Raw genomic sequence first — 13779 nt, forward strand, 5'->3', positions numbered from 1 at the left:
ATATTTACAACCTCCGTAACATTAACTATAATATAACAAATCATGTATATAAAGTCCAACTTCTGTGGTTCACCTCAACCATCCGACAAAAGTATAGCCGGCTCTTGTTGGGTTGGTTAATGCATCTAGATTCACTGATGAGTCAGTTGGTTGTGTCAATGTTGCTGGAGCACCAGTTCCGCCATTAGCATCAAAAGTAATGTTTTGGTCGTCAGCAGTAAACTGTGCGTATAATGTTTTGTTTGACGCTGGCATCTTGTTAGTCGCGAAGTTCCACTTCGTTCCACCAGTCGCTGCATCGAACCAACCACTGAATGTATAACCAGATTTAGTTGGTACTGTTGCTGGTTCTACTGCTAATGCATCAAAGGCAACTGTTTGGGTAGAAGTTGTCCCTTGATCATTAAATGTCAGTGTGTAGTTATTTCTTGTATATTGAGCGTACAATGTTTTGTTTGATGCTGGCATTTTGTTAGTTGCGAAGTTCCACTTCGTACCACCAGTTTGGGCATCAAACCATCCAACAAAGGTAAATCCGGTTTTTATTGGCGCCGTTGGCTCAGTCACCAATGTATCATACACAACTGTTTGGGTGGTCGTCACAGCATCATTGTCAAATGTCATCGTGTAACTATTGATGGTAAATTGGGCATACAACTTCATATCATTCGCCGGCATTTTGCTGGTCGCGAAGTTCCATTGGGTACCACCAGTTGCGGCATCAAACCATCCTGTAAATGTATATCCGGTTTTCACCGCATCAGCTGGCGCAGTCGCTACTGTATCATAAGTCACTTGTTCATCTGCCGGTTTCGTACTTGTTGCGCCATTGGTCGCGACATCATAGCTCAACACATACTTGTTAGCTGTATATTGTGCATAAAGCATAACATCCATTGTTCCCACTGTATATGGGAAAGTTACTTTACTTCCGCCAGTAGCCGCAGTAAACCAGCCAGTAAATGTGTATCCGGTTTTTACTGCTTCCGGTTCAGTTGTGATCGCTTCTCCTGGGAAACGAGTAAATGTCGCCGTTGCGGTGCTGCCGCCAGTTCCGGCATTCATACTCACTGTTGTTGGGGCAATTAGTCCGGCATTGATCGTATCAAAGCCGATTGCGCTTGGCGTCAAGTTTGATGTTGTTGCTTTATCATGCGTGGCAGTTGCTGTAGGTGTACTACCACCACTTGTTACTGGGCTAAAACGAATTGTGTCATCGGTCACCGGGTTAGTAAAGACAATATCTACATTTTGTGCTTTATCTAATCCTAAGAATGCATAGCTGCCATCCACGCCATCTATAGTTTTAGTCGTCGTTGTTTCGATGACAGTTGTTGTCCCCGCTTCAAGGGCAACGACTGTCACGCCATTACGCCCGGTTTCTCCAGTATCTTTTAAACCATTTCGGTTAGTATCATTAAATACTTGGCCTTTTACCACACCGGTTTTGAGACGAATTGCGATTGGTTCACTTGGTTTATAACCGGCATTGCCATCCACACTTCGATAAATTCGCGCTGAGTAAATATTTGTCAGCCCGGCATGCAAGTCAGCATCGGTATCAGTCAACGCCAATGGGAAGGTAATTACATCGCTGGTTCCATCAACAATCGGATCATTAGTAATGATCTTCACCATGCGAATATCATCTTTATTAGTAATTGCACTCCATGGCACAAATGCTGCCGAGTCTTTATCAGTTTCATATGTTGTTGCATAAAGAACCGTGTAGTTAAGTCCGGCTGAACTAGTATCAACTTCCGACAATACTGATGCTGTCCACGTAAATGCTTCTTTTTGAAGATGAACACTCGGATCAAAAGCACCTGGTGTACCTGGGATTAAATCAGTCGCTTCTCCCGCTTTTGGAATCGGAATAAGCGCCGTGTATCCGGTAATTGTTTGTCCTGAATTATTAGCTACAGCTAACTGGTACTTGGCATCACCCTCAGGGTTTAAATCAATAATAGATTTTTGCGTGTCATAATCATATGTTACCCAAGGTCCATTGTTCAAATTCGCAGCCGTTGTTACTACAAATGCTTTTTGTGCTTGAATTTTTAACGACTGGTTGTTGTTTGCTGATGATAGTGGCTCCGTCAAATCACCACTGCCAGTTACATTAAAAATATTTCTGATTCCTTGATAACCATCTGGAGCAGCGCCAATATTACTATCATATGGTTTTACCTGCACTAATTCATTTAAAACAATTGCTGTTGTTGGTGCAGTTTTCTTAGGTGTTACTTTATAAGTTACATTTGCTCTTAAATTAGTATTGGTATCCGGATCAACTCCAAGTACAACATCAGGTAAATCAATACGATATACTTTATTATTAGTGTTATCGATTATTTCAGTAACAGATAACGTTCCATTTGCAACTGAATAAGTTTGTCCGTTCCAAGTTACATTAAGTGTTGACTTGTCAATCAATAAATAATCACCTTCACGAAGATAAACACTTATTCCTTCTAAATTATTTATTCTTGCTGCCCCATTTACGGTATTATTTGATAATGAGAAATCAAGTGCCGCCTGATAAGCATTTCCGCTAATCACTGACGTATTCAAATTACTCCCAACATGAATGACTGCTCGCCCAATATTAGTATCAACAATATTAATAGTACCTTCTTTTTTGCTCACTGTTGGATCTTCAAATCCAGTTTCTTTTTTACCGATAGTTAATGTACTCTTATAAGTTTTACTTGCCGGAATATTCAATACCTTACCATAGTACCGTACTGACGAAGTATATAAGTACGCATAATTGTCACTTGATCCCCAGCCGGCATTAAAACTACCATTGTATTCCCAAGTAAGTTCGCTAATATATTCGTCTGAATCAGTAATACCCAAATTATCCTTATTTATATGATGATAATTAGCTCCAAATAGTTGTGCTTGACTTAAAGTATATGTGTTGCCAAGATTTGTCTTGGCGACAATATTTTCTACTTTTACACCAGTTTGTGCTTGCAAAATTATATATTCAACACCTACAACTCCTGCACTATTTGTGAAATCAAGTCGGCCAATTTGACTTGACAATGTATCAGGAGTTTCATTGACTAATTGATATGAACCTAATAATGTTCCAGAAGTATTCAAATTTTGGAAGGCATAATTTTGTGTAGCTACCTTAATAGATAAATTTTCATCACGTTCTGCTAATATATTAACTGTAAGTCCAGTCAAACTCGGAGTAGTTTTAGTGACAACACTACCATCCAAAAGTGTAACTGCAACTGATCTTGATTTTGCTAAAATATAAGTACCAACCGCAGCATCATTCGGTATTGTATAGTTAATTGCAATATCTTTACTTGGTGTTGAACTTGGTCGCGGGTTATTATTGAATTGGATAGTAACAACATCGACAGTTGTCGAGCTGATTGTATCAACTGAATAATTAATGTCATATTTAGTGCTGGAAACACTTTGAAACCCCAAAGCTTTGGGAACCTCAATAACATACTCAATTTTTTCATAAACAACTGTTTTATCATAGATACTTCCAATATATGCATCAAAATAATAAATTCCTGCCCCTGATTCACCAGCTAACTTTTGTTGAGGTATAGTTCCTAACGCAGAGTTAGTTACAAACGCAATATTTGCAGTGCTTCCTGCAGATAAAGTAATTGAATTAATCTTAGAATTATCCTTATCTTTTAAAATCCCATTATCTAAATAGGTAGTATTAATTTCAATTGGGTCATTTTTAGTCACAGCATTATTAATAAATCCCAAAGCATAACTTTGATTAATACCTAACTGCAACTCAATTGTCGCACTCTCAGTTCCAGGAGAAAATTCATATTCTAAAACCCCGGTTTTAGGATATACACCGTTCACCAGCGGATCAGGAGTAAATGTAGCATTCATTACAATACCTTGTAACTCTGCCGGTAATTTCGAGCTATCAAATTTCCATAATTTTACATTATCCGCTACCATACCATGAGCACCTTGCAACGCTAAAACATTGTTAATTTTAATTTGCAACTTACGCTCAGTTATTGTTGCATCAGTTGGGAATGTTGATTTAACAATCAACGTTTTAGGTGCAACCGCTGTTGCTGAACCACTGATAGTAATATCATTGGTTACACTTAAATCAACACCATCAAAAACAGCAAATCCCGCTGTTGAAAATGGCGTCACAACTAAGCCACTGCCTAACACACCAGCAGCTTCTGAATTATCTTCCGCTTCTGAAGCAGACTGTTGCTCCTCCTCAGTTTGAGGCTCGGCATTTCCCATACTTGCCTCAACATTCTCTTCACTATTAGTCACATCATTTTCACCGGTTAATGCAAACACCGACAAATTAGTTTGTGAACCAATAACTGCAATAGTTATAAAAGCGATAAACGCTACCTTAATATATTTTTTCATGAACTTTCGTTCCCCCTTCAAATACTCTTTCTGCAACCGACAGGCTGTCAATAATATTGTAGCAATTGTCCAGATTCCTACAATGAATATTCAACTAAAATTTATGAACTTCTTGAATTTGTGATTTAGTGCACATCGTCTTTTTGAAAAACTAAGCAGTGCGCTTCGGGCCAGCCGAAGCACACTGCAAACTTCCCCATCAATCGAGTGAATCACCTTGACGTGACTTCAACAAAAAAGCCACCTGCTTGGCAATTTTCGTCGTAGCCACATAATGAACTAACAATAAAATCAAGGGCACGACCAGCAGTATTCCTAAAAACGCTTTAATAGTTATCCCGAACCAAACATTGAAAGCACTAAAATCAAGCGGATTAGCATCAAAAGTATCAGTGTACCAATAACCCGCCTGCTTATTTTTATTATAGTCATCATCAAGCACAGCATTACTAGTAACATGCACTGCGGCCCGGGTTTGCACCCCGCCCTCAGCACTAACCACCAGCACATACGTGCCAATTACCGGTTTTATCGCTCCAGCATCAAGGTCAACTAACGCCACTGCGGCCAAATCATCAATCCGCCACGCCTTCGCTTCGCTCCAGGCAATCCAATCCTCAGCGGTTGCACTTACAACCTGCTCGCCGGTAACGCTAATATCCTTAGCATCAATAGCGAGTACGCCATCGACAACAGTATTCTTCCCACGAATCGTCATCGCAATCGTCTTCTCAGTCACCTTGTCACCATCAAGATATTGAAGGGTAACCCGGTAAGTGCCGGCACCCTTACCCTCGGCATCAAGCCGCTTTAGTTCCTCGGCCATTGCCTCGGCCTCTGACTTCGGCATCATCGCCGAAACCGAAACCGGCCGCACCACAGTTAAACAGAAAACTAGTGCGCAACATATCATTGCTAACCATTTACGCATGCGTATCACCGGCCTTCAACGGCAGCTTCACTTCAAGTAAAACACCTTGTTCAAACGGCATAAATGAACAACTGCCATTATTCGCTTCAACAATCCGCTTTACCGTCACCAAACCAATCCCGGTCGCATGCTTATCGGCAGCGCCAACATGGTAGAATAAATCAAAAATACGGTTGAAATCAATCTTTGAGGTATCAGCAATATCATTATATGCTCGTAAAACAAATTGCTCATGCTCCTCATATACTTCAATCTCAAAATTGCCACCATCATCGGTATATTTAGCCGCATTGGATAAAACATTATGAATAATCTGCTTGAACTGCAAAGGATCCATAAAAACATCCAGCCGTTTTGGTGCATCCAAATAATATGCCACCTTATGATCTTTAAAAAGTGGTCTAAAACTATTCAACAATTCTTTAATAACCGGCACCACATTAAACTGTTCGGCTTCCCGCATCGTGCCATCCGGCTCATTTTTTAGGATGGTCAAAACATCAACAATCTCAGCCATAAGCTGAGCATTGTTGTGCGCCAGTTCCTCAGTTATCTCTGAAAGCTTTGGATTCGCACCTGCTTCTTTCCCTATCTGCTCAATTTGCAACTGCTCAATACTCAGTGGCGCCTTAATATCATGAATCAGCGATTGTACTAACTGCAACTGATTCTGATAGCCTTCCTGACGAATCTGCAATTCTTGCTCAAGGCTCGTATATTGAACACTATATGAATCAAATTTTCCTTTCAGGTCATCAGTAAAATAACTCAGTTCTTCCGAAAGCAAGTCATACTCACTGCTTTCCTCAGTTCCATGCACCTCATTTAAGCGGTACTCTTTTAACTTAAAGATATTATCCCGCAATCTCGTAAACGGTAAAATCAAATTCCTGAAAAGTACCACTATCAAGATGATAATGATGATACATAATATAATAACACCAACGATAACTACCGTTAAAATAACTTCAAAAACCTGTTGCGGATTTTGCTGGTAAATAGCAAGCCACACCTGGTACTCAGTGCCATCTTTTTCAAAAATAAATGCGCTTTGATAACTCAAAGCACTGCTGCTGATCGATTGATTCAAAACCGAAAAATCAGTAACCGGCATCGATGAGTATATTGTCTCACCAGGCGCCAAAACGACTAATTCCATTTCATTGGCGGCAACAATATTTGCCAGTTGTTCATCAAGCTGGCCAGATGCACTGCCAAGTGCTGTTTCAACTTCTGTGACAATAGCTTCGCTGTTATTCTTGTTCATAGTTGTATATATCTGCGGGATATTATAAATCATCACCATTAATGCTGCTATGATAATTAAATATAAAGCAATGGTGGCAAAAAAGAGTATGCGCCATTTTCTACGTTTTGTCATACTACTCAACCCACTCGTAACCAACACTGCGAACTGAACTGATGCACGACAAGTTCATTTTCTGACGTAACTTTTTTACATACGCATCAACAATTCGCAAATCACCATAGGCTTCACCGCTGCGCCATACTTTTTTCAAAATTTCTTCTCGGGTATGGGTTACGTTTTTATACTGCAAAAAGAAAATCAACAATGTATATTCTCTGGCGGTCAAATCAACTTCCTCTCCATCTTTAGTAACCCGGCGATTCTTAAGATGCACTTCAATATCCTCATAACGACTCGAAAGCACTAATTGCCGCTGCCCGGTTTTCTCACGCAACACATGTTCAATCCGTTTCAAAATAACCGCAATCGGTGCCGACTTCTTCAAAAATTCGCTTGCATATAAATCCAAGCTCTTGATTTCATCTTGTTCATCATCTGACCCGGTCAAAATGATGACCTTAATATCGTCATCATATTTCCGCAACAACGCCAAAAATTGATGACCATCAATAGAACTCATCTTTAAATCACTGATAACCAAATCATAAACCCGTTCACGAAAAAAGCGCAATCCGTCAGCAGCATCACTGGCACAGTCTACTGCATAACCTTCATGCACTAACAAATCTCGAATTACCCCCTGATACTTCGGATCATCGTCCACAAATAAAATATTACTCATATTTCAGCCCCCCTGATAACATAATATTCATATAAAATTATATCTATAAAGTAAGTGCAAAGTCAATTTTGATAAACTTTCGCAATATTACTCGCTCCGCTATATACCTAAGATTATCACCAGTTTTAATGAAAAACAATTAATTTCCAGCTATAATTGTGAACAATGTGAACGCCTTCTGGTGAAAACTCATAAAAAACCTCGGCAAGCGCTGCGCTTGCCGAGGTTTATAATTTTTATCCTAACCGATTGAACCTTCCATTTCCATTTTCAGCAACTGATTTAACTCAACCGCATATTCCATCGGTAATTCACGAGCAAATGGTTCAATGAAACCAAGAACAATCATCTCAGTAGCTTGTTCTTCAGTTAAACCACGACTCATTAAGTAGAAGAGTTGTTCCTCAGAAACTTTTGAAACTTTCGCTTCATGCTCTAAAGTAGACTCACCATTTTTAATATAGTTGTATGGAATCGTATCTGACTTCGATAAATCATCCATAATAATCGTATCACACTCAATATTCGAATGCGCACCAATAGCATTTGGTCCATGTTCTACGACACCGCGGTAAGTAACATTTCCACCATTACGTGATATTGATTTAGAAACAATTGATGATGAAGTGTTTGGTGCTAAATGAATCATTTTAGCGCCGGCATCTTGATGCTGACCTTTACCCGCTACCGCAATTGAGATGGTTGTACCAATTGAATGTTCACCTTTTAAAATAATTGCCGGATATTTCATCGTAACAGCTGAACCAATGTTCCCGTCAATCCATTCCATCGAAGCACCGGCTTCACAAATGGCACGTTTAGTAACTAAGTTATAAACATTATCTGACCAGTTTTGAATTGTTGTATAGCGGCATCGGCCACCTTTTTCAACATAGATTTCAACTACCGCACTGTGCAATGCGCTGCTGTCATATGTTGGTGCTGTACAGCCCTCAACATAATGCACATCTGCGCCCTCATCAACAATAATCAGGGTGCGTTCAAACTGCCCCATATTTTCAGCATTAATCCGGAAATATGATTGTAGTGGTTGCGGTACTTTTACACCTTTAGGTACATAAATAAATGAACCACCTGACCAGACTGCACTATTCAATGCAGCAAATTTATTATCAGTATATGGGACTACTTTAGCCCAATATTTTTTGAATAATTCCGGATACTCTTTTAAAGCTGAATCGGTATCTAAGAAGATAACCCCCAACTCTTCAAGTTCCTTATTAATATTGTGATAAACCATTTCTGATTCATATTGTGTTGCTACCCCAGACAAATATTTTTGCTCTGCTTCGGGCAATCCTAAACGATCAAAAGTATCCTTAATCTTATCAGGAACATCATCCCAACTGGTTTCAACCCGGTCACTCGGTTTGATGTAATAATAGATATCATCAAAATCAAGACCGCTTAAATCAGCGCCAAAATCCGGATCTTTATGCGTTACAAACTCATGATATGATTTTACGCGGAATTCAGTCATCCATGCAGGTTCACCTTTAATGGCTGAAATCTGACGAACAACATCCTCGCTTAATCCCTTTTCTAACTTAAGTACACCTACATCACCATCATTAAAACCATATTGATACTCTTCTTGTGGCATGCTTTCTTTTGTTGTGTCACTCATGTTTTCACCTCTATCTCATATAACGGACTTTCGCAAACCCGATATTTGTTTTCAAATTTATTTATCTTCATGGATGGCGTCGCTGACGGCCGTCCATGCAAGTGTTGCACATTTTATTCTTGGTGGCAATTTTGCCACACCGTGAAGGCTAATCGCTTCTTCAATTAAATCTTCATCAAATGGTTGATCAGAAACCATATATTTGAATGCAGTAATAACCTCGTCAGCTTCTTGAATCGTCTTCGCTTTTAACAACTCACTCATCATTGAGGCCGATGCACAACATATTGAACAACCTGACCCTTGATGGCGGACATCAACGAGCTTCTCACCCTCAAGCTTCACTTGCACCTGAATATCATCGCCGCAAGACGGATTTTTCAAGTGAATCGTATGATAGGCGTCATCATCAACCAACCCCTTATTCCGAGGATTTTGATAATGATCCATAATTATTTGCCGATACCATTGTTCGATATTATTTTGTGTCATTTTAAATTTCTCCCTTATGAACTGTTTTGCAGCCGGGCTGCCAAGCAGTTCAATACAAGTCTCTTGCTTTTTACTATTGCCAGAAATTGATTGAAAGCGATTGAAAGCGGAGGAAATTGAGGAAAATTAGGAAGGAGCGTATTCGACATACGTGACTGAGTAATTTTTCTCAACTTTCTTTGATTGCAAACGCTTTTCAAGATTTCTAGAACAGCGCGTCTAGAAAACTATCCGCCTGCTTAGCCGCAACAATCCATTGGTCAACATCTGCTTTATTGTTATACAGATAAAGACTCATACGCAATGTTGCCGGCTGATGCAACCAAGTTAACAATGGCTGCGCACAGTGATGACCGCTGCGCATTGAAATCCCTTCACGATCATAAACCGTCGCTGCATCATGGGGATGAATTCCGATATGATTATATGTAATTATCCCGCTACTATGATTATGCTCATTATAAATTTCAATGTTGGCAACTTGTTTAAGTTGCTCAACCGCATACTCACGCAAAGCTGAAACATGATCATGAATAGCTTGAATACCAATTGCCTCAATATATGAAATTGCTGCTCCCATACCAATGACCTCAGCAATCATCATTGTTCCGGCTTCAAATTTATGCGGTGCATCTTTAAAGCTAGTATCATATATATCAACAATATGATTCATTTCACCGCCAAACTCAGTCGGCGGCATCTTTGCCAGCAGCTCTGCCTTACCATAAAGCACACCAACACCGGTCGGACCAACCATCTTATGCGCACTAAACGCATAAAAATCGCAATCCATATCGGTAACATCAACAGCTTCATGAACAATACCTTGCGCTCCATCAACAACGAAATATGCACCAACCTCGTGTGTCAGTTCTGCTAAACGCTTCACATCATTATGCGACCCCAACACATTTGAAATATGATGCAGTCCCACAATCTTTGTCTTTGCTGACAACACACTTTGCAATCCCTCCGGCGTTACTCCGCCAAAATCATTCAAAGGCGCTAAGATAAGCTTAGCCCCTTTGCGCTTAGCAAGTTGCTGCCAAGGAATATAATTGGCATGATGTTCAGAAAGACAAACAACAATCTCATCGCCGGCTTCAATGATTAACTCACCGAAAGACGATGCAATCATATTAATACTTGTAGTCGTTCCGCGAGTAAACACGATTGTATTCGGATCTTTTGCTCCGATAAACTCTGCCACTTGCGTACGAACTGCTTCGTATGCAAGTGTAGCTTCATAACCAACCGAATCAACACCACGATTAATCGTACCACCATAAGTGTAATAGTAAGTATCCATCGCTTCAACAACCTGGCGCGGTTTCAATGTTGTTGCTGCACTATTCAAATAAATGAACGGCTTATTATTCACTTGTCGTTCCAACATTGGAAAATCTTTACGCAGGTCATCAAATTTACCCATACTACTCACCTATATTCTAGATTGTTGCAAAGCCGCTCGCAATCTTTGAAAGTCGTGAAAAATTGCTCAGTCACGTATGTTTAGATACGCTCCCTCCCAATTTTTCACAACTTTCTTTGATTTCAATCGCTTTCAATCAATCTACATTTTCTACTTAACTTTAGACTCGATAATTGCTTTAATCCGCTCACGCGTTTGCTCATCTTTCACCGCTTCAATAACCGGCATTAAGAATCCGGCCGTTACTAAGTGGAAAGCATCCAGCTTACTTAATCCGCGTGATTGCAAATAATACAACGTTTCATCGCTCACGCGACCAACACTACCGGCATGCCCGGCAATAACATCGTATTCATCAATTAACAACACTGGGTGGACATCACCGCGTGCGGTTTTGTCCATAACCATAATTCGGCTTTCTTGCTGAGCATCACTTTGATGCGCACCTTTTTCAATAAAGCCAATCCCTTCAAACAATCCGGTTGCATGTCCGGTAATAACCCCATGGTTAGTAATGAATGAAGTTGTATTCGGGGCAAAATGATTTACCCGTACTTTGTGTAATTGTTTTTGATGATCATGTCCATACATCATCACTTTAGTATATGCTTCCGCACCAGGTGCCACAAGGTGTACATAAGTCTCACTTACGCAATCTTCACCGAATAACCCCGCCGCGAAATCTAGTTTTGCATCGCCATCGACGATTGCAAAACGGTTCATCGTCAATTTAATTCCACTGGTATCAAAGGCACTATACGTAACGTTGGCATTGCGCCCCACCAAAATTTCAATATTAATGGTTGCTGCTTCAATAACATCGCCGCAATCACACATAATATGATGCTCCATAATAGTAACATCAACATTATCAGCAATTTCAATGACATATTGGCTTGGACCATCATTATCATAACTAAAAACTATATTTAATGGTTCACTTTGTGACTGCGTAATTGCAATCACCGCACCATTTTCATTTTTTTGGTAATACTTCAAGGTATCTTGTGTTTGATTAACTGCTTTTTCATAGTTAGCAAAAGTTGCCAATGGCAAAACTCCAGCATTGCTGGTATTTACTTCTACAAAATCACCATCAAGAGCAAGTACCGATTGTGCATCACCAACAATATTTTGAATATGTTCTGGTAACATCTTTGGTCTCACTCCTTTGTTATTTTTTGGCTTGTTCATTCACTGCACAAGAACCCATCATTACTGGTTTTACTTCTTCTTGCGTATCATCTTCAAAAACTTCGAATTCAATACCAAGTTCTTCACGCAACCAATCATAACCATCTTTTTCCAAACGCTCTGCTAAAGCCATATCACCGGTTTTAACGATACGTCCATTCATGAATACATGAACAAAGTCAGGTTTTACATAATCCAATAAACGTTGGTAGTGAGTAATAACAATTGCTCCCATTTCAGTTCCGCGTTCACGAATCATATCCGTAACATTAGTCCCAACAATACGCAATGCATCAATATCTAATCCAGAGTCAATTTCATCGAGAATGGCAATCTTTGGTTCTAACATTAACATTTGTAAAATCTCATTACGTTTCTTTTCACCGCCTGAGAATCCTTCATTTAAATAACGGTGAGGCAAATCTTTACGCATCTCTAAACGTTGGGCTGAATCTTCCAATTTTTTAGCAAACTTGAAAAGACTGATTTCATTTCCTTCACCAAGCTTAGTATTAATTGCTGTACGTAAAAAATCTGAGTTAGTTACCCCGGGAATCTCACTTGGGTACTGCATACCTAAGAACAATCCGGCACGAGCACGCTCATCAACTTCCATATCAAGCACGTTTTCACCGTCTAAAACAACACTTCCGCCATCCACTTCATAACGCGGACTACCCATCAATACCGAAGCCAACGTTGACTTACCGGTACCGTTAGGTCCCATGATAACGTGAATTTCTCCACCTTTTACTTCAAGGTCAACACCTTTTAGAATTTGCTTCTCTTCAACCGAAGCTTTTAAATCTTTTATCGTTAATACTGGCTGAGCCATTACGTATTCCTCCTAATTAATTAGTCTATATTATCACAACATTAAGTTGCGCTTCCCTTACATTTTACTATATCCGAGTCCAAAACTGAAATAATACGACCTTCATATTACTTGTTCATTCTTAAGAACTAGGAATATTTCGCGTAATCGCCTGGAAAAAACGATATGCACGATAGGTTACCCACACTTGAATCAAACTATACAATATTGGCACAATCGTAAAGAAATCAATTGTAGCACCCGGCTGACTAAATACTGACACAGTGACCACTGCCACATTCAGCAATAACATAAATATCATCCCGAATAATAATGTCAGATTATAATACTGCTTCTTCAACTGACGGCTAAAAATAGCCACACATACTAAGTTGGAAAGCAACACTGCAATCGAAAAAACATAACAAAGTACATAAATACGTACATTACCATCCAAAAGCGTCATCGAATTAATCACATTAAAAATCAACGTCAAGTCCATCAGCTGGAATATAATCGGCAACACTGCCCAAACCCACAATTGATTTATTTGCGAACGAATCGCTCTTTGAATCATCTGCGCCTGAAAAATTTTCTGCATCTCTGCTTGCTCTTCCGGCGTCATATTCTGGTTAAAAAAGTTGGGGCCCCCGGGAGTGCCCGGTGCCCCCACACCGTCTCCGGGAACCGGATTCGGATTTTCATCATCTGAAGCTTGCTCCGGATTTACCGGTTGCTGATTATCATGCTGATTTGTATCTTGCTCTTCTTCATTATTCTGTTGCGTATTATCAAAATCATTCATAGCAACAC

10 protein-coding genes are annotated in these 13779 nt (G+C 39.7%); all 10 read right to left on the reverse strand.

Features of this window, described 5'->3' with window-relative positions; genetic code table 11:
• Positions 1-69 precede the first annotated feature (69 nt).
• Positions 70-4404 (reverse strand): InlB B-repeat-containing protein, encoded by a 4335-nt coding sequence (locus FEZ08_RS11585; protein ID WP_138192570.1) that lies wholly within the window; start codon positions 4402-4404, stop codon positions 70-72.
• Between the two features lie 199 nt (positions 4405-4603).
• Entirely contained in the window at positions 4604-5335 is a 732-nt protein-coding gene (locus FEZ08_RS11590) for a hypothetical protein (protein WP_138192572.1), read from the reverse strand.
• Positions 5328-6716, reverse strand: a complete 1389-nt coding sequence (locus tag FEZ08_RS11595) for a sensor histidine kinase (RefSeq protein WP_138192574.1) — start codon at positions 6714-6716, stop codon at positions 5328-5330. Before FEZ08_RS11595 ends, FEZ08_RS11590 begins: the two co-directional genes overlap by 8 nt.
• 1 nt (position 6717) lies before the next feature.
• Entirely contained in the window at positions 6718-7386 is a 669-nt protein-coding gene (locus tag FEZ08_RS11600; RefSeq protein ID WP_138192576.1) for a response regulator transcription factor, read from the reverse strand.
• A gap of 241 nt (positions 7387-7627) precedes the next feature.
• Complete coding sequence (gene sufB / locus FEZ08_RS11605; RefSeq protein ID WP_138192578.1) at positions 7628-9034, reverse strand: Fe-S cluster assembly protein SufB; 1407 nt, start codon at positions 9032-9034, stop codon at positions 7628-7630.
• 57 nt (positions 9035-9091) lie between these two features.
• Positions 9092-9526, reverse strand: a complete 435-nt coding sequence (gene sufU / locus FEZ08_RS11610; protein ID WP_138192580.1) for a Fe-S cluster assembly sulfur transfer protein SufU — start codon at positions 9524-9526, stop codon at positions 9092-9094.
• Positions 9527-9731: 205 nt separating this feature from the next.
• Positions 9732-10958 carry a SufS family cysteine desulfurase gene (locus tag FEZ08_RS11615; RefSeq protein WP_138192582.1) on the reverse strand — a complete coding sequence of 409 codons (1227 nt, stop codon included), beginning with the start codon at positions 10956-10958 and terminating at the stop codon, positions 9732-9734.
• Positions 10959-11108: 150 nt separating this feature from the next.
• Positions 11109-12113, reverse strand: coding sequence for a SufD family Fe-S cluster assembly protein (locus FEZ08_RS11620; protein WP_171015065.1), 1005 nt, complete (start codon positions 12111-12113; stop codon positions 11109-11111).
• Positions 12114-12132: 19 nt separating this feature from the next.
• On the reverse strand, positions 12133-12987 hold the full coding sequence (sufC, locus tag FEZ08_RS11625) for a Fe-S cluster assembly ATPase SufC (RefSeq protein ID WP_138192586.1): 855 nt from the start codon (positions 12985-12987) through the stop codon (positions 12133-12135).
• A 121-nt stretch (positions 12988-13108) separates the two neighbouring features.
• The gene (locus FEZ08_RS11630) at positions 13109-13771 is read right to left on the reverse strand and encodes a hypothetical protein (RefSeq protein ID WP_138192588.1); all 663 of its coding nucleotides are present in this window, start codon (positions 13769-13771) and stop codon (positions 13109-13111) included.
• Positions 13772-13779 lie beyond the last annotated feature (8 nt).

Origin of the sequence: Culicoidibacter larvae (assembly GCF_005771635.1) — a bacterium.
GTDB lineage: Bacteria > Bacillota_I > Bacilli_A > Culicoidibacterales > Culicoidibacteraceae > Culicoidibacter > Culicoidibacter larvae.

What these genes read in the sequence shown, in the direction of transcription:
- FEZ08_RS11585 (WP_138192570.1), bottom strand. Translation starts at nt 4,404, where the DNA reads ATGAAAAAATATATTAAGGTAGCGTTTATCGCTTTTATAACTATTGCA.
- FEZ08_RS11590 (WP_138192572.1), bottom strand. Translation starts at nt 5,335, where the DNA reads ATGCGTAAATGGTTAGCAATGATATGTTGCGCACTAGTTTTCTGTTTA.
- FEZ08_RS11595 (WP_138192574.1), bottom strand. Translation starts at nt 6,716, where the DNA reads ATGACAAAACGTAGAAAATGGCGCATACTCTTTTTTGCCACCATTGCT.
- FEZ08_RS11600 (WP_138192576.1), bottom strand. Translation starts at nt 7,386, where the DNA reads ATGAGTAATATTTTATTTGTGGACGATGATCCGAAGTATCAGGGGGTA.
- sufB (WP_138192578.1), bottom strand. Translation starts at nt 9,034, where the DNA reads ATGAGTGACACAACAAAAGAAAGCATGCCACAAGAAGAGTATCAATAT.
- sufU (WP_138192580.1), bottom strand. Translation starts at nt 9,526, where the DNA reads ATGACACAAAATAATATCGAACAATGGTATCGGCAAATAATTATGGAT.
- FEZ08_RS11615 (WP_138192582.1), bottom strand. Translation starts at nt 10,958, where the DNA reads ATGGGTAAATTTGATGACCTGCGTAAAGATTTTCCAATGTTGGAACGA.
- FEZ08_RS11620 (WP_171015065.1), bottom strand. Translation starts at nt 12,113, where the DNA reads ATGTTACCAGAACATATTCAAAATATTGTTGGTGATGCACAATCGGTA.
- sufC (WP_138192586.1), bottom strand. Translation starts at nt 12,987, where the DNA reads ATGGCTCAGCCAGTATTAACGATAAAAGATTTAAAAGCTTCGGTTGAA.
- FEZ08_RS11630 (WP_138192588.1), bottom strand. Translation starts at nt 13,771, where the DNA reads ATGAATGATTTTGATAATACGCAACAGAATAATGAAGAAGAGCAAGAT.